22 protein-coding genes are annotated in these 21,449 nt (G+C 58.7%); 6 read left to right on the forward strand and 16 right to left on the reverse strand.

What is annotated here, in order from left to right; translation table 11 throughout:
- The 10 genes from ACXAGD_RS06435 to alr form a co-directional block, all read right to left on the reverse strand.
- Complete coding sequence (locus tag ACXAGD_RS06435) at positions 1 to 249, reverse strand: hypothetical protein (RefSeq protein ID WP_475209154.1); 249 nt, start codon at positions 247 to 249, stop codon at positions 1 to 3.
- 266 nt (positions 250 to 515) lie between these two features.
- The gene (gene purF, locus ACXAGD_RS06440) at positions 516 to 2,039 is read right to left on the reverse strand and encodes an amidophosphoribosyltransferase (protein WP_475209156.1); all 1,524 of its coding nucleotides are present in this window, start codon (positions 2,037 to 2,039) and stop codon (positions 516 to 518) included.
- Between the two features lie 629 nt (positions 2,040 to 2,668).
- Positions 2,669 to 3,283, reverse strand: coding sequence for a CvpA family protein (locus tag ACXAGD_RS06445; RefSeq protein WP_475209157.1), 615 nt, complete (start codon positions 3,281 to 3,283; stop codon positions 2,669 to 2,671).
- Positions 3,284 to 3,324: 41 nt separating this feature from the next.
- On the reverse strand, positions 3,325 to 4,686 hold the full coding sequence (gene radA / locus ACXAGD_RS06450) for a DNA repair protein RadA (protein WP_475209158.1): 1,362 nt from the start codon (positions 4,684 to 4,686) through the stop codon (positions 3,325 to 3,327).
- 121 nt (positions 4,687 to 4,807) lie between these two features.
- A complete protein-coding gene (locus ACXAGD_RS06455) occupies positions 4,808 to 5,590 on the reverse strand; it encodes a DNA repair protein (RefSeq protein ID WP_475209159.1) in 783 nt (260 codons plus the stop codon).
- Between the two features lie 148 nt (positions 5,591 to 5,738).
- Positions 5,739 to 6,191, reverse strand: coding sequence for a paraquat-inducible protein A (locus tag ACXAGD_RS06460; protein WP_475209161.1), 453 nt, complete (start codon positions 6,189 to 6,191; stop codon positions 5,739 to 5,741).
- Between the two features lie 2 nt (positions 6,192 to 6,193).
- Entirely contained in the window at positions 6,194 to 6,646 is a 453-nt protein-coding gene (locus ACXAGD_RS06465) for a hypothetical protein (protein WP_475209163.1), read from the reverse strand.
- Positions 6,643 to 7,389, reverse strand: a complete 747-nt coding sequence (locus ACXAGD_RS06470) for an ABC transporter ATP-binding protein (protein ID WP_475209164.1) — start codon at positions 7,387 to 7,389, stop codon at positions 6,643 to 6,645. The genes ACXAGD_RS06465 and ACXAGD_RS06470 overlap by 4 nt, the downstream gene beginning before the upstream one ends.
- Positions 7,386 to 8,168 (reverse strand): MlaE family ABC transporter permease, encoded by a 783-nt coding sequence (locus ACXAGD_RS06475; RefSeq protein WP_475209165.1) that lies wholly within the window; start codon positions 8,166 to 8,168, stop codon positions 7,386 to 7,388. Before ACXAGD_RS06475 ends, ACXAGD_RS06470 begins: the two co-directional genes overlap by 4 nt.
- On the reverse strand, positions 8,165 to 9,199 hold the full coding sequence (gene alr, locus ACXAGD_RS06480; protein WP_475209166.1) for an alanine racemase: 1,035 nt from the start codon (positions 9,197 to 9,199) through the stop codon (positions 8,165 to 8,167). The genes ACXAGD_RS06475 and alr overlap by 4 nt, the downstream gene beginning before the upstream one ends.
- Positions 9,200 to 9,415: 216 nt before the next feature.
- On the opposite strand from alr, the gene ACXAGD_RS06485 reads away from it, so the two are divergent.
- Complete coding sequence (locus ACXAGD_RS06485) at positions 9,416 to 9,955, forward strand: GNAT family N-acetyltransferase (protein ID WP_475209168.1); 540 nt, start codon at positions 9,416 to 9,418, stop codon at positions 9,953 to 9,955.
- 1 nt (position 9,956) lies between these two features.
- Here the strand turns inward: ACXAGD_RS06485 and ACXAGD_RS06490 are convergent, their stop codons facing one another.
- The 3 genes from ACXAGD_RS06490 to ACXAGD_RS06500 form a co-directional block, all read right to left on the reverse strand.
- Positions 9,957 to 11,447 (reverse strand): replicative DNA helicase, encoded by a 1,491-nt coding sequence (locus ACXAGD_RS06490; protein WP_475209169.1) that lies wholly within the window; start codon positions 11,445 to 11,447, stop codon positions 9,957 to 9,959.
- 225 nt (positions 11,448 to 11,672) lie between these two features.
- Entirely contained in the window at positions 11,673 to 12,353 is a 681-nt protein-coding gene (locus ACXAGD_RS06495) for an orotate phosphoribosyltransferase (RefSeq protein ID WP_475209170.1), read from the reverse strand.
- A gap of 142 nt (positions 12,354 to 12,495) precedes the next feature.
- Entirely contained in the window at positions 12,496 to 13,677 is a 1,182-nt protein-coding gene (locus ACXAGD_RS06500; protein WP_475209172.1) for an ammonium transporter, read from the reverse strand.
- Positions 13,678 to 14,006: 329 nt separating this feature from the next.
- On the opposite strand from ACXAGD_RS06500, the gene ACXAGD_RS06505 reads away from it, so the two are divergent.
- On the forward strand, positions 14,007 to 14,414 hold the full coding sequence (locus ACXAGD_RS06505; RefSeq protein ID WP_475209174.1) for an SET domain-containing protein-lysine N-methyltransferase: 408 nt from the start codon (positions 14,007 to 14,009) through the stop codon (positions 14,412 to 14,414).
- Between the two features lie 6 nt (positions 14,415 to 14,420).
- On the forward strand, positions 14,421 to 15,647 hold the full coding sequence (locus ACXAGD_RS06510) for a hypothetical protein (protein ID WP_475209175.1): 1,227 nt from the start codon (positions 14,421 to 14,423) through the stop codon (positions 15,645 to 15,647).
- Positions 15,648 to 15,653: 6 nt separating this feature from the next.
- Here the strand turns inward: ACXAGD_RS06510 and ACXAGD_RS06515 are convergent, their stop codons facing one another.
- The 3 genes from ACXAGD_RS06515 to ACXAGD_RS06525 are packed head-to-tail and all read right to left on the reverse strand — an operon-like array spanning position 15,654 to position 17,742.
- A complete protein-coding gene (locus tag ACXAGD_RS06515) occupies positions 15,654 to 16,121 on the reverse strand; it encodes a CinA family protein (protein WP_475209176.1) in 468 nt (155 codons plus the stop codon).
- Positions 16,118 to 16,615, reverse strand: a complete 498-nt coding sequence (locus ACXAGD_RS06520; RefSeq protein ID WP_475209177.1) for a phosphatidylglycerophosphatase A family protein — start codon at positions 16,613 to 16,615, stop codon at positions 16,118 to 16,120. Before ACXAGD_RS06520 ends, ACXAGD_RS06515 begins: the two co-directional genes overlap by 4 nt.
- Positions 16,612 to 17,742 carry a bifunctional 2-C-methyl-D-erythritol 4-phosphate cytidylyltransferase/2-C-methyl-D-erythritol 2,4-cyclodiphosphate synthase gene (locus ACXAGD_RS06525; protein ID WP_475209178.1) on the reverse strand — a complete coding sequence of 377 codons (1,131 nt, stop codon included), beginning with the start codon at positions 17,740 to 17,742 and terminating at the stop codon, positions 16,612 to 16,614. Before ACXAGD_RS06525 ends, ACXAGD_RS06520 begins: the two co-directional genes overlap by 4 nt.
- A 185-nt stretch (positions 17,743 to 17,927) precedes the next feature.
- Here ACXAGD_RS06525 and dusB point away from each other — a divergent pair, with 185 nt between their 5' ends.
- Genes dusB through ACXAGD_RS06540 form a run of 3 tightly spaced genes read left to right on the forward strand, consistent with a single transcriptional unit; the run spans position 17,928 to position 21,383 of the window.
- Positions 17,928 to 18,911, forward strand: coding sequence for a tRNA dihydrouridine synthase DusB (gene dusB / locus ACXAGD_RS06530; protein ID WP_475209179.1), 984 nt, complete (start codon positions 17,928 to 17,930; stop codon positions 18,909 to 18,911).
- Complete coding sequence (locus tag ACXAGD_RS06535) at positions 18,908 to 19,975, forward strand: two-component system sensor histidine kinase NtrB (RefSeq protein ID WP_475209180.1); 1,068 nt, start codon at positions 18,908 to 18,910, stop codon at positions 19,973 to 19,975. Before dusB ends, ACXAGD_RS06535 begins: the two co-directional genes overlap by 4 nt.
- Positions 19,976 to 20,015: 40 nt before the next feature.
- Positions 20,016 to 21,383, forward strand: a complete 1,368-nt coding sequence (locus ACXAGD_RS06540) for a response regulator (RefSeq protein WP_475209181.1) — start codon at positions 20,016 to 20,018, stop codon at positions 21,381 to 21,383.
- Positions 21,384 to 21,449: the final 66 nt, after the last annotated feature.

Genomic DNA, 21,449 nt, shown 5'->3' on the forward strand with positions numbered 1-21,449 from the left:
TTAGCTGCCGGGGATTGCGATCCGTTTGGTCTGGCCGCTTTGTCGCAGCATCACGCCTTCATCATCAATGGCGATTACGGTGCCCGACGATACCCGGCTGCCGGGCTTGACCTCTTTCACCCGGCCCGAAGACATGCGCACCAGCGCGCGCATATCCGATTTCGGCCCGAAGACCCCCAGAACGGACACTGAGCTTTTGTTCAGCGCACCTTTTTGCGTGGCCGCGCTTTTGACGGTTGCGTTCGACATGAATCCCGGCCTGGCCATGGAGGCCCGACCCCTTGTTATGAGTGGTTGGCAGCCGGTTGCCTAACAAACCGGAAGCCAGAGTAAAGCCCCGGTCGACGGTCGGAAAAACGGCTGCTTTCACAACCTCGCCGAAGCCCTTGCGATTGCGATTTCTTCACCGAAGGGTTGTGCGCGAAATCCCACTCATGGCGCTGTACGCCAGTCAGAAAAAGGCCCGCATCGCATCAGCGAAGCGGGCCAAAATCTGCGTTGATTCGGGTCCGAACCTATCCCGAAGCCAGTTTCGCCCCGTTCCAAGAGCCGCCGGGTACCTGCATGTCTTCACGCTTTTTGCTGACGCGGCTGCTGTTTTCCAGGCTGTCCAGATAATCGTCACTAACACTGCCGGTGATGTAGTTGCCATCAAAGCAGGAGCAGTCGAAGGCCTTAATCTCGGGGTTGCCTTCCTGTGCGGCCCATATCAGGTCGTCGAGATCCTGATAGAACAGCGCGTCTGCGCCCAGTTCCTGCCGGATCTCTTCGATGTCTTTACCATTGGCGATCAACTCATGCTTGGTGGGCATGTCGATGCCGTAGACATTGGGAAATTTCACAGGTGGTGAGGCGCTGGCGATGTAGACTTTCTTGGCTCCGGCCTCACGGCACATCTGCACGATCTTCTTGATTGTGTTGCCGCGCACGATCGAGTCGTCGATTAGCAGAACGTTGTGATCCTTGAACTCCAGCGGAACAGCATTCAGCTTGCGGCGCACCGATTTCTGACGCTCCTCCTGACCGGGCATGATAAAGGTTCGACCGACATAACGGTTCTTGACCAAACCCTCGCGGTAGGGGATGCCGATAGCCTTTGCGACCTCAAGCGCGACAGGGCGAGCACTGTCGGGGACCGGGATGATACGGTCGATCTCAAGGCCCGCAGCCTCGATCTGACGGGCCAGCGTCTGGCCCATGCGCATCTGGGTTTTATAGACTGACACGCCATCCAGCAGCGAGTCCGGGCGGGCCAAGTAGACATATTCAAAGATACAGGGCGTCAGTTGCCCCTCGACCGCTTGGAAGCTGTGCATGTTGCCATCCAGATCAATCAGGATCGCCTCGCCGGGTTTAACATCGCGCAGCTTTTCGAAACCATTGATCCCAAAGGCCACGTCTTCGGATGCAAAGGCATAATCATCGCCTTCGCCGTCCACTTCGCGTTTGGCAACGGAAAGCGGACGGATACCGTAGGGATCGCGGAAGGCCAGCATGCCAACGCCTGCGACCAGACAGATCACCGAATAGGCGCCCTGAACCCGCTCCATAGTCATCTTGACACCGGCAAAGAGGTTGCGGATGGGCTCGGCATTGCCGTTCACCTTGATCGCGTCGGCCACTTTGTCGGCCAGAACGTTCAACAGAATCTCGGAATCCGATGTGGTGCGCAGATGCCGGCTGTACTTCGCGGTCACCTTCTCGCGCTGTTCTGCGGTGTTGGTGATATTACCGTTATGGACAAGATAGATGCCGTAAGGTGCGTTGACGAAGAAGGGCTGGGCCTCCGACGCGCTGAGCGATCCGGCAGTCGGGTAGCGCACATGGCCCATGCCGATCTTACCCAATAGAGTTTCGGCATCTTGCGCGTTGAACACGTCCTTGACCAAGCCATTGGCTTTCTTCTCGCGGAAGAATTCATCGTTATAGGTGACGATGCCCGAGGCATCCTGGCCCCGGTGCTGCAGCATCAGCAGCCCGTCATAGATTTCCGCAAAGACATCATGTGTCCTGCTTGCAATCCCCAAAATCCCACACATCTACGGGCTCCAACTTCTACGACGTTTTGACTAGCGGTGATGATCTGAACATCTGCATGGGTTTACCTGTACGCCTTGCCACCATCCCCGGCTGTTGGTGCAGACGCGCCATCGTCACGAAGGCAAGCGCGAAAGAAAACAGGGTCAGCAAGATCGGTGGCTCCGATTCCATGTCAGTTCGGCCTCCACATAATGCCTTACGGGGCCTGTGTCATCAAAGGATCACAATTGTTGTTTCCTACAAGCGTATTTTGCTAGCCACGGCATCAAAAGGTGACACAGATGCAGCCTTGTGCTGTCATGGCGAATGTAATGAAATTTTTGTGTAACAGGTTCGATTGGGGCAACGCCATGTGGCAACACAAGCAAGGACAAAAGAAGGAAGAACCTGTAAAGCGTCGGTGCCACCGGTGCCGCGGTATGGGACGCGCACCGTGTCCGATCTGCAATGGAGCAGGAGAGATCCTTAAAAGCCGGGATATACTTGGCAAACCCATAATGGGTCGTTGCGAGGGCTGCTTCGGCCTTAAAACCATCAGATGCACAGTTTGCGCGGGCGAGGGTTTTGTTAGTTAAAACCTACCGCGCAGAAGCAGAAAAAAACGCCCGGTCAAAGCCGGGCGTTTTTCTTATTCAGTTGTGGCTGGCTCGGTTGTGGCAGGGGCCGCCGGCTCTTCGGTGGTCACCGGGCTGCCGTTGCAGCTTGCTACCAGCTCCTCATATTGCTGAGTAACCCAGCCCAGAGCCTGTTCAGGGTTCTGCTCTTCAATTCGGTCGCTGAACTGCTCGAACACTTTGGCCGAGCGGCTTTCGTCGACGATCGTATAAGACTGGCCGGTCATCACGGTGTCATAGACAAAGAAGGCGATGGCCACCAAAAGGATGCCGCGCGCGATGCCGAAGAAGAAACCAAGTGCCTGATCCAGCCCCCCAATGGCCGAGCGTTGAACGATCGACGAAAACAGCGGCGTAAAGATGCTAACCACGATCAGCGCGATGGCAAACACGGCGGCAAAGCCGGTGATCACCGACAATTCGCAGCTGTCGCGCAGGAAATCTCCGACCACAGGGATCTCTTTCACCAGCGGTACAGCCTGGGGCGCAAAAATGAAGGCCAGAACGGCGGCTGCAACCCAGCCCGCAATCGCCAGTACCTCACGTAAAAATCCGCGTGAATAGGCCAGCAGGCCCGACACGACGATGATCAGGGCAACCACCCCGTCGATAATTGTAAAACCTTCCATGGCCCTCGCCTGTATTTTTTTCAGCCCCTCAAGGCGTTATCTTAACCTGCTCCGAAGGTTTCGCCAACAAACCCCACCAAATCAGAGGGTCGGGTGAGTGTCAGACCTGCCACAGTGCCAGTTTTGCCGCCTGCGGGAGCAATTGCCGATGTGAAACCAAGTTTTTGGGCTTCTTTCAACCTGTTTTCGGTCTGAGGGGCAGGTCTAAGTGCCCCGGATAACGAGATTTCTCCGAAAACAACGGTATCGGCGGGCAGGGCTGTGTCTTCTCGGGCACTCAACAGGGCGGCAGCTACCGCTAGGTCAGCTGCGGGTTCGCTAACCTTCAGTCCACCGGCCACGTTCAGATAGACGTCTAGGCCTGCGAACGGGATGCCGCAGCGGGCCTCGAGTACGGCCAGGATCATCGCCAGCCGCCCGCTGTCCCATCCGACGACCGTCCGACGGGGTTGGGAATGCGGGGATGGGGCCACAAGTGCCTGTAATTCCACCAGAACAGGGCGCGTGCCTTCGATTCCGGCGAAAACGGCCGAACCGGGGCTGGGGGTGCCGCGTTCAGATAGGAACAGGGCCGAAGGGTTGGTGACCTGTGCAAGCCCTTTGCCGGTCATTTCGAACACGCCAATCTCGTCAGCGGGGCCAAAACGGTTCTTGACGGCCCGCAATATTCGGAACTGATGGCCGCGCTCGCCTTCGAAATACAGCACGGTGTCGACCATGTGTTCGACCACACGAGGGCCTGCGATCTGGCCTTCTTTAGTGACGTGGCCGACCATGATGATTGATACGCCGTGTCGTTTCGCAAACGTGGTCAATTCATGCGCTGCGGCCCGGACTTGTGACACCGAACCGGGGGCACTGTCCACGTTGTCGGCCCACATGGTCTGAATCGAGTCGATAATGGCGAGACCGGGTTTTTCAGCCTCAAGCGTTGTCAGAATGTTGCGCAGGTTGGTTTCCGCGGCCAGTTGAACTGGTGCATCCTCTAGCCCCAAACGGCGTGCGCGCATGCGAACCTGTGCGCTGGCCTCTTCACCGGAAACATAGATTGTTTTGACGCCCGCACGGGAAAACCGTGCTGCGGCCTGCAGCAGAAGGGTAGATTTGCCGATGCCCGGGTCTCCTCCCACCAAAAGGGCTGAGGCTGGGACAAGGCCACCGCCGAGCACGCGGTCCAGCTCCTCGACACCGCAGAGCGTGCGGGGTGGGGGTGTTTCCTCGGTAGACAAGTCGGTGAGTGCGATGGACTGACCCCGTTTACCACCGAGGGATTTCTTTGCGGGGCCAGCTGAGAGGGGTACGTCCTGGGTGATCGTGTTCCACTCACCACACGCGTCGCAACGCCCAGACCATCGCGAATGCGATGCGCCGCAGGCCGAGCAGGAGAAAGTCGTCTTTGCCATGCGGCCTTGGTGCCCGAGGACGGACGGTTCTTCAAGCCCTTGCAGGGCTTTCATCTCCGCCGAGAGGGGGCCGTGTCCTCAGGCCCCAAGGGGCCATCGTCCGCGGCGGGCGCTGGTGCGCCTATTCCGCGGCGCGAGGGGGCGACATTGCTATGACGCTGGACGCAGCAGAGGTTTTGTCCTTGGGCGGTGTCTGCAATTGCGCTGACAGTTCGGGCAACAGATCAAACAACTCATCGCGCAGACGCGCCAATTGTGACTTGGCGATGGTTTCCTCCATCTCGACATCGTGGGTCCATTGGCGCAGTTCGTTCTGGATTACTTGCGCCTCTTCGATCCGTTTCTGGAACTGTTCGATCTCTTCCTGCCGCTGTTGCAGGAACGTTCGCGCGCGGTTGACCCGAGCATCGCCGTATGTTTCGGCCAGTTCCCTGCTGATCTGGCTCATCTGCGCTGCAAGCTCCAGAATCTCAGGCTCAAGCGATTGCAGGTCGGGGTGATGGCGCAGAAAGGCCATCCGCTCTTTGACGGCATCAAACTCGGACGACATCATGAACAGGCCTTCGCGATCTGCAGCATGGGCCATCTGATAAGCCGCCGAGATATCGTGCATGTTCAGCGCGAACTTTCGGTGGTTGTTTTCCAGCGCCATCATTCGGGCATTGGCCGGCAGATAAAACGCCAGCATGAGAATCAGTACGCTCAAACCGATCTGAACATACATCCCGGCATCGGTTGCCGGGCCGTCACCAAAACCGGCCTGGATTGAGAGCCAGGGCAATACGCCCAGGGCGGACAGAAGTGTGGCTGTGACGGATAACAGTGCGGCTGTGCATATTAGGAAAAAAGTCAGTCTTAAAAAGGCATTCTGAAATTGCAATGTGATATTATGGAGGGCGGTCATGATCGACGAACTCCTTCTGGAACCGGTTAACACCAAGCCCAAGCGGAGACACCTAAAACACGCAGAATGATCCGCTGCGGGCCCGTAAACTACAAATTTTCACTGCTCGAAATATAAAGATGATACTCAGATAAACGTTTTCAATCAATTAGCTCTGAGGATTTCGTGAATTGCATGTCAATTCGGTAATCTGGCCCAATGCGATTGAGGCCAGAATACAGGCCGTGAACAGGTAGAGGCCCCATGCAGTTTCGATGGTCGCGTAGGAGATACCCTTGGCCAAAGTAATGTAGAGCGCAATCAGAAAGATGTCGGCCATGGCCAGCTTGCCGAGGATGTTTAGCGCGGGTTGGACGCGCGCATCCAGCAGGTCCCATTGGATCAGGGCGGTGCCGATGGTTTTGATGTAAGGCGCGAAGAGGGCGAAGATAGTGACGATCAGTGCGAGGAATACGTCCGATTTCCACAGGGATTGCAGGCCGGTGATGACGCTGATTTCGCTGAGGCCGAAGATTGGCAGCAGGCCCGCACGCATCAGAGGGGCGAACCACGCGATCGGGTAGAGGATCAGGAGGGACAGGGTGGCGAGGCGGAGGGTCATGTTCATAAGCGCGGGAGAAGGAAGAGTAGCCCCATAGCAATACTGCCAAAGTCGAATTCCAGCATATTGCCAGACCAACGTTTTCGGAAATTCCTACGGACATTGAAGGCCAAGAGGAAGAATAGAGCCCCGGCACCTAGATTCAGTATTGGATCGTGAAGCCTGTTCATCAGAAACCACATACCAAACGCACCGGCGGCAACATATACGAGCCATTGCACGGTCTGAAGCAGAGAACCTTTCGTTTCCGCTTCGGGGTATTTTTCGTCAGCGCCCCAGCCAAACTTTTGCCTTCTGAACAAAGCGACCGAGTCTGCGAATTTGTTTCCGGAGTCAGCGGTTCGTTGGAAACCGGGAATCAAGCCGGACAGTACAATGCCCAGACCGAACAAATAGTAGAAACCCATCTGTTTAACGACACCCGACAGCTCGTCAAATGCTATAGAATCGATCATCGCACCGCCTCAATCGGCCCTTCGGCACTCCCGCTGATGAACTGCTCCACATAAGGATCACCCGAAGCGTCCATCTGACTAACCGGACCCGTCCACTGGATGACGCCTCCGTGCAACATCGCGACGTTGTCGGCAATTGCGCGGACGGAACTCATGTCGTGGGTGATGGTCATCGCGGTGGCACCCATCTCGGTCACGATCTCGCGGATCAGGTCGTTGATGACGCCAGACATGATCGGGTCCAACCCCGTGGTGGGCTCGTCAAAGAAAATGATCTCGGGCTCGGCGGCGATAGCGCGGGCAAGGCCGACGCGTTTTTGCATGCCGCCGGACAGTTCGGACGGGAACCGGTCGGCAACGTCAGACTTCAAGCCCACGCGACGCAGTTTCTCGATCGCGATCTCGCGGGCATATTCCGGTGGGCGTTTCAGCGGACCGCGCAGCAGGCGGAAGCTAACGTTCTGCCACACTGGCAGCGAGTCAAACAGCGCCGCGCCCTGAAACAACATTCCAAATCGGGCCAGAAACCTATCCCGATCACCCTTGGTGGCGTCTTTGCCATCCACGTAGATCATACCGCTATCGGGCTTGATCAGGCCCAGGATACATTTCAGCGCAACCGATTTGCCCGTACCCGAGCCGCCGATGATGACCATCGAGGTGCCCTTAGGAATCTCAAGGTTCATGCCCTGCAACACGTGGTTGTCGCCAAAGGCCTTTTGTACGTTCTCCATCCGGATCATAGCGAGAAGAACACCCCTGTCAGAATGAAGTTGGCGGCCAGGATCATGATCGCGGCGGATTCGACCGAGGATTTGGTAGCCCGGCCCACACCCTGAGCGCCGCGGCCCGAGGCCATGCCGTAGTAGCAGCCCATGATTGCCGCGATCAGGCCGAATGCAGCCCCTTTAACCAGCGACGATACGATGTCGCGCGCCTCAAGGAAGTTGACCGTGTTTGAAAGGTAGTTTGCCGGGTTGAAGCCCAGATTCTGGGTTGCGACCACATAACCGCCCGCGATGCCGATGATATCTCCGATACCCACCAGCAGGGGGACGGTGATCAGAGCGGCTAGAACGCGCGGGGCGGTCAGGTATTTCATCGGATGCGTTGACAGGGTGACCAGCGCGTCGATCTGCTCGGTCACTTTCATGGTGGCGATCTCGGCAGCAATCGAGGAAGTCACGCGGGCCGCGATCATTAGCCCGACCAGAACCGGGCCCAGTTCACGCACCATGCCGATGGCGACGATCTGCGGTACCACGGCTTCGGCATTGAAGCGGGCGCCACCGGCGTAGATCTGCAGGGCCAGCGCGCCGCCGGTGAAAATGGCGGTCATGCCGACAACCGGCAGCGACAGCCAGCCGATATTCATCAGCGCAACGACAAATTCACGCGGGTAATAGGGCGGGCGGAAAATGTGCGAGATCGCATCCACCGCAAACAGCGCGACTTTGCCGAAAGTGGCAAACAGCGCAAGGACCGCCCGGCCCAGACCGCCCAGCAGGTTAAGAGGGTTCATTCCACGTAGCCCCGGGAGTAGCGCGCGCCAAGCGACGTGAGGATTTCGTACCCGATGGTGCCCGCAGCCTCGGCCAGATCATCGACGGTTTGGTGACCGTTCAGAATGCGCAGGCGCTCGGGGTCTTCGGGCAGGTCGGTGACGTCAACGGTGATCAGGTCCATCGAGATACGGCCGACAACGGGGCAGGGCTTGCCACCCGCGAATGTGTCGATGCCGCCACCGATGGCGCGGTGCAGACCGTCGGCATAGCCTGCGGCCACAGTTGCGATGCGTGACGGGCGCCGGGCAATCCAGCTGTTGCCATAACCGACAGATTCTCCGACCTCGAGCGCGCGCACCTGCACGACGGGCAGATCGGCCGTCACCACGGGTTTGGCGTCGGCAAAGGGCATTCCACCGTAGAGGCCGACGCCGGGACGGCAGAAGTCGAAATGGAACTCGGAACCCAACAGCGTACCGCCAGTGGCTGCCAGCGACCGGGGGGCGTTGACGCCTTCCGTCATATCGCGGAAGGTTTTCAGCTGCTGATGGTTCATCGGGTGGTCGGGCTCATCCGAACAGGCCAGATGCGACATGACGACGGCCGGGTTCAGCGGCTCGGCCTTGGGGCGCAGTTCAGACCAGTCGGCGGGCTCCAGACCCAGACGGTTCATGCCGCTGTCCAACTGAATACCAAAGGGATGATCCGGCAGCGCCTGCTGGTGACGCAGGAATTGCTCGGGCGAATTGATAAGCGGCGTCAGGTCGTGATCGCGCAGCAGGTCGGTGTCACCTTCCATATGGCCCGAGAACACGGCGATCATCGGACCAGGGCCAATGGCCTTGCGCACGGCGATACCCTCTTCGGCGACAGCGACAAAAAACTTACGAACGCCTTCCTCGGCCAGGGTCGCGGACACCGGCCCGGCCCCCAAACCATAGGCGTCGGCTTTGACCACGGCGCCGGTTTCGACATCCGTTTTTGCGTTAAGCGCCCGCCAGTTGCTGGCCAGCGCCTGAAGATTGATCGTCAAACGTGCGGTACTCATGCTGCTGTTCATGACATTGGAGCGCCGCAGGTCAAGGGGGAATACGGCAAATCTTGCCCATATCGCGGCGATACCGCGCAGCTTTTGGCCAGTGTTGCAAAGCCTTGGCGGAAAAAGGCCTTTGTGACCCTGGCCCGAGTCTCGCCATTGTGTTTGCCGTGTGATCAACTGCGCGCAGAGAACAAATTTGCCGATACTGCAGGATTGGAGCGGGAAATGCTGAACCTGACTGCTGACTACAAAGCGCGGGCAAGCGAATTGCCAGAGTTGTTCCGGGATGTCTTTGCGGCCTCAGAGGGCGATGATGAGGGGCGGGCGGTTGGCTCACTGGCGGCTGATCTTTTGAACTCGACCCCTGATGACGATCTGTTGGGCGTTTTGGCGTTGGACCGCGACGCGCTGGTTGGCTGCGTTCTGTTTTCGCGGCTGCACTACGATCAGGACCCACGACAGGTCTTCCTGATGTCGCCGGTGGCGGTGCGAACCGACCGGCAGAAATCGGGCGTCGGGCAAAAGCTGATCAGCTTTGGGTTAGAGCAGTTGCGCCTGCAAGGTGTGGATTTTGTCACGACCTATGGCGACCCGGCCTATTACGGCAAAACCGGATTTCAGCCGATCACCGAAGCATTAGCCCAACCACCCATGCCGCTGAGTATGCCATTTGGATGGCTGGGGCAGTCCCTTACGGGTTCGGATGAACCGCTGTCGGGCCCGTCGCGCTGTGTCAGCGCGTTCAACAAGCCCGAGATGTGGTGAGTTAATAGCCCTCGATCTGGCCGTCCTGCTGCCAGGGTTTGACCAGATTACCAAAGCGGGTGAACTGCGCCTCAAAGGACAATTCCACCGTGCCGATTGGGCCGTGGCGCTGCTTGCCGACGATAACTTCAGCTTTGGCGTGCAGACGCTCCATAGCCTGCTTCCACTCTTCCATCTTTTCCAGTTCGTGATCGCCAGGCTTTTCGCGTTCCTTGTAGTATTCCTCGCGGAATACGAACATCACCACGTCGGCATCCTGTTCGATCGAGCCCGATTCCCGCAGGTCAGACAGTTGCGGGCGTTTATCGTCTCGGCTTTCGACCTGACGGCTCAGCTGAGACAGGGCGATCACCGGGATGTTCAGTTCCTTGGCGATGGCTTTCATGCCCATCGAAATTTCGGCAATCTCGTTGACGCGGTTGTCGGCCATACCTCGGCACAGCTGCAGGTAGTCGATCACCAGCAGATCCAGCCCATGCGTCCGCTTCAACCGCCGTGCACGAGCGGCAAGCTGTGAGATCGGCAGGGCCGGGGTGTCATCAATGAACAGGGGGCAGGCTTCCAGTTCCTTGGCAGCGTCCACGAAACGGCGGAACTCGGCCTCGGTCATGTCACCCTGACGGATTTTGTGCGACGAAATCTCAGACGCTTCGGCCAGAACACGGCCTGCCAACTGCTCAGCGCTCATTTCGAGCGAGAAGAACCCGACCACACCGCCGTCGATCGCGCCCTCGGTCCCGTCCGGCTTGGTGCCGCGTTTATAGGCCTTGGCCACATTGAACGCCACGTTGGTGGCCAATGAGGTTTTCCCCATCGACGGACGACCCGCAAGGATGATCAGGTCAGACGGGTGCAGCCCGCCCAACTGTTTGTCCAAGTCGGCCAGACCGGTGGAAATCCCTGCCATGCCACCACCGCGCTGGTACGCTTCGTTGGTGACGTTGACGGCTTCTGTGACCGCCTTGAGGAAGGATTGAAAACCCTGTTCGGTCTGGCCCTGCTCGGATAACTGATAAAGCTGTTGCTCGGCCTCGACGATTTGTTCCTTGGGCTCGCTGCTGACATCGACCCGCGCCGCCTTGTCCGAAATGTCCCGTCCCAGACGGATCAACTCGCGCCGGATGGCGAGATCATAGATCATCTGGGCATAGTCATGCACGGCAAAGGCGCTGATCGAGGCGCCCGCCAGTTTGGCCAGGTAAGCGGGGCCACCCAGTTCTTTCAGGCCCTCATCTTCGGCCATGAAAGATTTCAGCGTAACAGGTGAGGCCAGTGCATTCTTGGCGATGCGTGTGGCCGCGACCTCATAGATGCGGGCATGGACCGGGTCATAGAAATGCTCGGCCCCGATGATCGAGGCGACCCGGTCATAGAGATCGTTGTTCGTCAGGATCGCACCCAGAAGCTGTTGCTCGGCCTCAATGGAATGCGGCATGGTTTCGGCATTCTGAATCTGTGCCGCTGCCTGCTCAATGCTGCTTATCTCGTTCATTTTGTCCCCGCTGCCCGTTCCGAGGTTCTACACGCGAAATACCATCGCAATCCATCTGGAAATCCCTGTGGCTAACTTGGGGTAAGACCTTGGGATAACTTTCCAGATGGGTTGGATATCTGAATGTGTGTAGCTTATTATGTAGGAATTGGGGGAAAAGTCACCAGATATCGTGCGCGCATCGCCGATTCTTCTGGGCTTATCCCCAACTTGTCCACAAGAGGTTTACGTGGGTTTATGTGCTTCCTGCCAGCCGCGCGGGTCGTTCAGGAAGGCTTCAACGCCGTCAAGTGTCTCTTGGTCAAAGGCTTTCTGCGCTTTGGCTTCGGCCAGAACGTCCCACCATGTGCACAGGTGATGCAACTGAACGCCGTGGTCGCCCAGGGTTTTTTCGGTTTCGGGGAAGATGCCATAGTAGAAGATGACCGCCGTATGCCCGCAGGTGGCACCGGTTTCACGGATCGCATCAACAAAGGACAGTTTCGAGCCGCCATCAGTGGTCAGGTCCTCGACCAGCAATACGCGTTCCCCTTCGCTCATCGCGCCTTCGATGCGAGCGTTGCGGCCGTACCCTTTGGGCTTTTTGCGCACATAGGTCATCGGCAGGGCCATCCGCTCGGCGACCATGGCGGCAAACGGGATGCCTGCAGTCTCACCGCCAGCGATATTGTCGAATGCCTCGAACCCCGCGTCGCGCATCACGGTGACGGTCAGGAAGTCCATCAAGGTCGAGCGGATGCGTGGGTACGAGATCAGCTTGCGGCAGTCGATATAGGTCGGGCTGGGCAGGCCCGAGGCCAGCGTAAACGGCTCGCGCGAGTTGAAGTGCACAGCCTTGATCTCCAGCAGCATCCGCGCGGTCAGGCGGGCGATTTCGGTGCTATCGGGGAAGGAACTGGGGATCATGGTGCAACCTCGGGACAAAATGACGTTGCAGGCTGATAGCCCGACCCTTAACCCAGAGTCGAGAGCCTTGCGGCAAAAGAAAAGCGGACCCCGTCGAGAGGTCCGCTTTGGCCCTTGCGGGCGCACAGCAGCCAAGGTGGGCTTAGCTGCTCATGTCATAGGCACGCTCGCCATGTACTGACAGATCGAGCCCGTTCGTTTCGGTCTCGGCGTCTACGCGAAGCGGCGTTACAAGCGCAATAACTTTGATCAGTGCAAATGTCACAACTGACGTAAAGACACCCACGATCAACAGTCCGCCCAGCTGCGCGGTCCATGCCCCCAGACCAAAGGCGGCGATCATGATGGTGCCAAAGATGCCACCAACACCGTGCACCGCGAAAACGTCCAGCGTGTCGTCGATGTTCAGTTTGTTGCGGATGACGTTGACAGCCTCTTGGCACAGCACGCCCGCCACAGCACCGATGATCAGTGCCTGCACCGGATCAACATAACCCGAGGCCGGGGTGATAGAGGCCAGACCGGCGATCGTACCGGTTACCAGACCGACCATCGAGGCTTTGCCAAAGCGGATACGCTCCCACAGCGCCCATGTCAGCGACGCAGTCGCGGCCGAGATATGTGTCACGGTCATCGCCATCGCAGCGCCCCCATCGGCCGCCAGTTGCGAGCCGCCATTGAAGCCGAACCAACCGACCCACAGCATCGCCGCCCCAATCATCACATAGCCGGGGTTGTGCGGAGGGGTGGTGCGGTTGCGGCGCGGCCCAAGGACCACGGCGATGATCAGCGCGGCCAGACCAGCGGTTTCGTGTACTACGATGCCACCGGCAAAGTCGCGAACGCCAACCTCACCCAAAATGCCGCCATCGGTCAGGATGCCGCCACCCCAGATCCAGTGAACGACCGGCGCATAGCACAGCAACATCCACAAGGCCGAGAAGGTGAGCACAAAGCCAAAACCTACGCGTTCCACATAGGCGCCGACGATCAGGGCCGGGGTGATGATTGCGAAGGTCATCTGAAAGGCAAAGAACAGAACTTCGGGCAGGGTACCCGACAGGCTGTCGGCATCCACACCGCTCAGGAACGCCTTGCCCAAACCGCCCCAAAGGCCCGAGGTACCCTCGCCGAAAGCTATGGAATACCCAGCGACCAGCCACAGGATGCTCATCAGGCAGGCGATACTGAAACAGTGCATAAAGACGCTCAGCACGTTGCGGGCGCGCACGAGGCCGCCGTAAAACAGGGCTAGTCCCGGCAATGTCATGAACAGGACCAGGGCGGTTGCCACTATGATCCAGGCGGTATCGGCTCCATTCATCGGCCGGTCTCCTCTTCAACTTGCGTGGCGGGGCTTGAAGCGGATCAGGGGCGGGGAAAAAAGAGGCAATGGCCTATTTTGGCGCCTATTTTAGAGGCTTTTGGAGAATTGGTGGTTAATTGGGCGGCAAATTTGGGTGAATGCTCAAATATTGGGCAAAAAGAGAATGGCGGGTGACAGATTGCAGAAAAAGGGCCTTTGGCGCATCTAATCCCGCATGGCGATCTCGTCTGTGCGTCACCATTTTTGCGGGGTTCACAACGCAAGTCGTTGCTTGTCTTCGCAGAATGCCGGTTCTAGGCTGACGCAGTGCCAAAGGAGGAGCCGGAATGGGAGTGGAGTTGTCAGGACCGCGTATCCAGAATCTGGACGGGGTCACTGAAGGAAAAAGCGCCATTCACGGAACGGGTTTGTTTGCGAATGCGGATATAGCGGCAGGTGGCGTGCTGGGCTATCTGGACGGGCAGGTGGTTGATTATGACCGTAACCCCCAAGTGCGCAGTCTGGAGTGGAACGGTATCGGCGGCAGTCTCGTGTTGTGCCGCCCCTTTGCGACGCAATATGCGCTGATTAACCATTCCTTCGCGCCCAATCTGTCCATAGTCCGATCCAATTGGGCCATCGTCGCGCTGCATGACATCCCGGCGGGTGAGGAGCTTACGCTGGATTACCTCGAACACGGTGTGCCACAGGATTATCTGAATTCTACGCACGGAAACTACTTGAGAAACTCCTAAGACAATATGTTCACCCACCACCTTATTCATCCAGTTCATCTGGAGACCGAGACGCGAATACAGCTGTCCTCGGCCATTCGTGAAATTTTGCCCTCGAGGCCTGTTCTGGGCGGGATTTCCGCGCATGAGATTTCCGAAACGCGGCTGGATGCAAACCATACCGACGCGCTGCATGCTTTCTCGGGGGCCGCGTTCTCTAAAAGCCTGACGGATTTGCGGCGAAACGCCTGTCTGGAATGGGATTTGACTGACCTGGTGTCGCAGCCTGAAACCGGGTGTGGCACGTGGTATTACAAGCTATTGCTGATGGTGTCGGGAGATATGTGCCTGGTCTATGGGGCAAGTTTCGCCGACTTGGACGACCTTCCCGAAGATCCGCGTCCCTCGTATTTGCAGCAGGTCCTGCCCAAGGCCCGCGCCACCGTCGATGCCCTGATCGATCTGCTGAAACCCCGCGTAGGGTCGTTGGTCGAGGCTGATCTGGACACGCCCATTCATGTCGTCCTTGGAGGAACGGAATCTGCTGCGTTTCAAGCGCGTTTGTCTGGGCTGTTTGAGGCCGAAGGTCTGGTGCTGTCCGACTGCATCATGTCCTCGGCCGATACCGGCGACTGGACGATCTATGGGGGTTGGAGTTATTCGGCCATTTTCCGCAAGGACTATATGGAAGAGTTCTATTTCGTCGCGCTTATGTTCCGCCTGCAATTGGATTGGCTCAAAGCGCGCCGAATTCGCAACAAGATCGTCAATACGGCAGACGGGCGGGCTGAAACCTTTCAGGGCAAGAAGATCGGTGCGTTGAACACTGCTTTGAACGAGTTGATTTTCTTTTTGCAGGTCGCGCGCCAAAGGCGGGCTGACTATCGAGCCAATCTCAAGCCCTGGTTGGCCAAGTGCTACGACTCAACCAATGAACGCTGGCATGTCGAAGATAACTTCGACAGCCTATATAAGGCGGCCTGTGACTTTCGCGACTATGTCGGTTTCATCAGCGATGAGAAGTCAAAGCTGCAGCTCGAAATTCAGTCTAAGCTGCTGTATTTTATCGCAGGTCTCGACACACTGGCCATTTCCTCGTTTGCGATGACGCTGCTGTCGTTCCGACGCGGAGACAGCCCGGTTCTACCGAACTGGATTCATCAATACGGCCCCAAGTTGCTGCTGTTGATTGTGGCGGCCAATGTCGGGCTACTGCTGGTGATTTTCGTGCTGGGATTTGTGCGCAAACGCTAGGGCAGATCAAGACAGACCTTGCATCAACAGCGACAGCGCATGGTCGCGGGCGGCAAGGCGCACGTGTTCCCGCCCCAGAGCTCCGAATTCGATGGTTTCGGTCTGAACGACGCAGTCCTTGGCGGCCAGACCAAAACAAACCCGCCCCTCGGGTTTGAATTCGGACCCGCCGGGCCCTGCGATACCGGTGACCGAAACTGCAAGCTGGGCGTTGGAATGGAGCAAGGCCCCTTGAGCCATTTCACCTGCGACCTGTTCTGATACCGCGCCATGTGCCTCTAGCGTCTCAAGCCGGACACCCAGCATCTGTTGCTTGGCTAGATTGGTATAGGTGACAAAGCCGCGCTCGACCACGGCAGAACTTCCGGAAATATCGGTCAGCGCGGCGGCCACCATGCCGCCCGTGCAACTTTCTGCTGTGGCGATCATCACGCCTTGCGCCTTGGCGCGGTCCAGAAGCTCGGCAACGGTCACAGGCCCAGTACTCCGTGTGCGACACCAGCAAGGATGATCACGCCGGTCCCGGCGAACATGCCCGCGATCACATCGTCCATCATCACGCCCATCGCGTCATTGCGCCGGTCGGCCCAGCCAACGGGGCCGGGTTTGGTGATGTCGAACAGGCGGAACAGCAAGAACCCGGCAATCCAGCCGGGCCAGAGCGCCGTGATATCAATCCCATACGCCCAGGCCGGATAAGAAATCGCCCACAAGGCGGTGAATTGCCCGGCAACCTCGTCGATGACGATCTCGGACGGGTCGTGATCCTCTTGTCCTTCGGTCATTACGCGAGTGGCCCAGAGGCCGCCAAAGAACACGGCAAGTGTTGCGATAACCAGCAACGGAAAGCCGCCCAACGTATGCAGAAGCCATGCCAAGGGCAGGGCGGCCAGCGATCCCCAGGTTCCCGGTGCCGGGCGAAGGTACCCAACGCCGCAGACGGTACCGATCAGACGCGCGACATTCATGACTTCACCAGACAGGCTGTGGCCAGTGAGGCGATGCCTTCACCGCGCCCGGTGAACCCCAACCGCTCGGACGTGGTCGCCTTAACCGAAACCTGATCTGCGCACAGCCCCATGATCCGCGCCATCTCGTCCCGCATGCCAGGCGCATGGGGGCCGATCTTCGGGTATTCGCAGACCAACGTGCAATCTACATTCGAGATGGCGTATCCCATCCCTTCAGCCAGTTCGACGGCGTGGCGCAGGAAAATCTCACTGGCGGCCCCCTTCCATTGCGGATCCGAGGGCGGGAAGTGCTGACCGATATCGCCCTGCGCCAATGCGCCATAGATCGCGTCGGTCACCGCGTGCATTCCCACGTCTGCGTCCGAATGGCCCTGAAGGCCGCGATCATGCGGAACCTTCACACCGCACAGGATCACGTGATCCCCATCGCCAAACCGATGCACGTCGTACCCGTTGCCCAGCCTTACATCCATATTCGTTCCCAATATGCGTTCTGCCCGAGCAAAATCCTCGGGTCGTGTGATTTTGATGTTATCTGCATCGCCCGGCACGATGGCCACGTCCAGCCCTGCAGCACGGGCGACCTCGACGTCATCGGCAGCCCCTCCGGGGTGGGCCGCATGGGCCGCGACAATGGCATCATAGTGAAAGCCCTGTGGCGTTTGCGCTGCGAACAGACCTGTTCGATCCTGTGTTCCGGTCACAATTGCGCCGTCGCCGGTCCAGAGCGCATCGGTCACCGCCAGTCCAGGCGCAGCTGCCGGGTGGTCCTTCAGCGCGTCCAGTACGTTTTGAATGGTGTCCAGCCCGACACAGGGGCGGGCGACGTCATGAATCAGGACATGATCAACCCCAAGGTCTGCAAGAGCGGTAAGGCCATTGCGAACCGAACCAGCCCGGTCGCTGCCGCCGGTGGCCAGGATCAGGTCGGTGTTTTCGAACTCCGCCCATGCGGGTTCGTCATCCTCGGACAGGACCAGCACAATATGGTCTGTCTGCCCCCGAAACCGATCAATGGTCGAGTCTGCCACCCGGCGCCCGGCGAGTGGGCGCCACTGCTTGGGCGTCCCCCCTCCAGCGCGCAGCCCGCGTCCTGCGGCAACGATGATAGCGGCGGTGGTCATGGGGGCATTCTCTCCGGTGTTTCGGGGGCAATGTTTAGGGTGCGGTGAATGCAGAGGCAATCACCCGCGTTAACCTGCCTAAAAAATAGGCAAGTGATGATTTTGCGGGCTTGATGGCCGCCGATTTGTTGTTCATATGCGCTCAATTCGATATCAAAGCCGCAACTGCCCAAGGATTAAGCACGTTGACTCTTCAACTCGCCGACAAAGACCTGAACACGCCGGTACTGCTGGCTCCGATGGCCGGAATCACCGACCGGCCATTTCGTGATCTGGTGATGCGCTTTGGCGCGGGCATGGTCGTCAGCGAGATGGTCGCCAGTCAGGAGATGGTGCAGGCCAAGCCCGGAGTGCGCGAGAGGGCCGAACTGTCGGCGGATGTGGAAAACACCGCGGTGCAACTGGCCGGGCGCGAAGCACATTGGATGGCCGAAGCCGCCCGTCAGGTGGCTGATCGCGGCGCGCGGGTGATCGACATCAACATGGGTTGCCCGGCCAAGAAGGTGACCAATGGCTATTCCGGATCGGCCCTGCTGAAGACGCCGGACCACGCGCTGACCTTGATCGAGGCGGTGGTCGAGGCCGTAGATGTGCCGGTCACGCTGAAGACCCGCTTGGGTTGGGATGATGCCTTGCTGAACGCACCGGACGTGGCGCGGCGGGCGCAGGAGGCCGGTATTCGGATGGTCACGATCCACGGCCGTACTCGCTGTCAGTTTTACAAGGGACATGCTGACTGGCACGCGATCCGGGCGGTGAAAGAGGCCGTTTCGATCCCCGTCATCGCCAACGGTGACATTGTGGACACGGGCACTGCGCGCACTTCTTTGGCGCACTCGGGCGCAGACGGGGTCATGGTCGGCCGCGGGGCACAAGGCAAGCCTTGGCTGCTGGCGCAGATCTGCCATGACCTTTACGGGGCCGCGGCGCCTGAAATTCCCACGGGTGAAGATCTGATCGACATGGTCCGCGCGCATTATCAGGCCATGCTGGAGTTTTACGGCTCTGATCTAGGTTTGCGCGTCGCGCGCAAGCATCTGGGCTGGTACATGGATGAGGCCGGAACGCCCCCCGCGTTACGCCGCGCCGTTTTGACCTCGCGTGATACGGAAGAGGTGCTGCGCCTGCTGGGTGATGCGTTGAGCACCAATGCAGAGGTGGCGGCATGACCTCGGATCAAAGCATCTGGACCTCGCTGCCGGTTCCGGCCTTCATTATCGACGCCGAGGATCGGATTACCGATGTGAATTCAGCCGGAGAAGGGTTTCTGAACGCCTCGCGGAAATCGGTAATTGGGCACCCGGTCTGGGATCAGATCGCTGTAGACGCGCCGCTGGAAGAGTCGTTTGAGAGGGCCCGCGCGCAGGGCACGCCACTGTTTGTGAATGACGTGGACGCAGGGTCGGGCAACCGTGCGCCGTTGCAATGCGCGTTGCAGATTGCGCCTTTGGTCGGGCATCCGGGGTCCATGATCATGATCATCTCACCGCGCGAATTGGCGGGGCGGATGACCCGCGGAAATACTGTGAAATCCGCCGCGCAGTCGGCCATCGGCATGGCCGAAATGTTGGCGCATGAAATCAAGAATCCGTTGGCCGGCATTACCGGCGCGGCGCAATTGCTGAGCATGAATATTCCGCAGCAAGACCTTGAACTCACAGACCTTATTGTTGCCGAAAGCCGCCGGATCGTGAAGCTGCTGGAGCAGGTTGAGCAGTTCGGAAATCTCTCGCAGCCCGATTTCAAGCCGGTCAACATTCACGACGTTTTGGATCGCGCGCGCCGTTCGGCGCTGTTGGGTTTCGGCGCGCATATGACAATCATCGAGGACTACGACCCCTCGCTGCCGCTGGCCTTTGGGGATCCGGATCAGTTCCTGCAGGTGATCCTGAATTTGCTCAAGAATGCGTCGGAAGCGGCCGATCCCAAAGGCGGAACCATTCGCCTGCGCACGTACTTTGAGCATTCCTTCCGCCTTCGGCGCAGTGATGGTTCCGGCCATTCTCTGCCGTTGCAGATCGAGATCATCGACGACGGTCCGGGCCTGCCCGAAAAAATCCGAAGCGATATCTTCGACCCGTTCGTTTCGGGCAAGGAAAACGGCACCGGCCTTGGGCTGGCGCTGGTCAGCAAAATCATCTCGGACCATGACGGCTGGATTTCAGCCGACTCGGTTCCGGGCCGCACGGTGTTCCGAATCTCGCTGCGGCGGGCACCGAAAGACGCAACATAAAACAAAGCCGATAAGAGCAAAGTTATAAGGAGAGCACCCGATGGATGGCACAGTACTGGTCGCAGATGACGACCGCACGATCCGCACCGTTCTGACTCAGGCCCTGACGCGGGCGGGGTGCAAGGTTCACGCCACATCCTCTCTGACCACGCTGATGCGCTGGGTTGGGGAGGGCAAGGGTGACGTGGTGATCTCTGACGTGGTCATGCCGGATGGGAATGGTCTCGAGATGCTGCCAAAGATAGCACAGGACCGCCCTGGTTTGCCGGTCATCGTGATCTCGGCCCAGAACACGATCATGACGGCGATTCAGGCGGCTGAGGCGGATGCCTACGACTATCTGCCCAAACCGTTTGATCTGCCCGATCTGATGAAGCGTACCGCGCGGGCGCTGGAGCAGAAACAGCGTGTACAAACTGAAGTGGTCGAAACAACTGATGATCGCCCCGAAGAACTGCCTCTGGTTGGGCGGACCCCGGTGATGCAGGCGCTTTATCGGTTGGTCGCGCGGGTGATGAACACCGATCTGTCGGTGATGATTTCTGGTGAAAGTGGAACCGGTAAGTCATTAATTGCGCGTGCTATTCACGACTTCTCGGATCGCCGAACACTGCCGTTTGTAACGGCTACTGCGGCCGATCTGCGTGATCTGGAAGGCCCTGCACGGGTGATGGCGCGAGTGCGTGGCGGCACTCTGTTAATAGATGAGATCGCCGATATCGAGGACGAATTGCAGGCCCGCATCGTGCGCATGATGGACACGCCGGGCGACCATGTGCCCCGTTTTATGGCGACCAGCCAGTCGGACCTGACCGAAGCGATGGAGAGCGGGCGCGTGCGTCAGGATCTCTACTATCGCCTGTGTGGTGCCACCGTGCATGTGCCAGCGCTGCGCGAGCGGGTGGATGACATCACGCTTCTGGCCGATCATTTCCTCGCACGGGAAGAGCGTGAGCACGGCACCAAACGCTGGCTCAGCCCTGATGCGGTGGAATTGGTGCGGCGTTATTCCTGGCCGGGCAACGTGCGGCAGTTGGAAAACGCCATCCGCCGCCTGAGCCTAACCAGCCGCGCGGATGAAATTTCGAAGGCCGAGGTTGAGATGGTGCTGGGTAGCCAGCCTGAGGCTGAACCGGTTCTGGGCGATGGTGAGCGCGAGAAACTCTCGGCCTCGGTAGCGCGCCATCTGCGCCGGTATTTCGACCTGCACGGCAATCTTTTGCCGCCTCCGGGGCTCTATCAACGCATCCTGCGCGAGGTTGAGGCGCCTCTGATCGAACTGGCGTTGGACGCAACCGGCGGAAATCAGGCAAAATGTGCTGATCTTTTAGGGATTAACCGAAATACTCTGCGGAAAAAGATTACAGACCTCGATATTCAGGTGACACGTCGACGCAAACTGATGTAATATCGCCACACAAATTGTGGCATCCGGGTTCGCGCCCGGCAAGGACCACGACATATGGCGGTACGT

This window comes from Ruegeria sp. ABF4_144 (assembly GCF_056160045.1).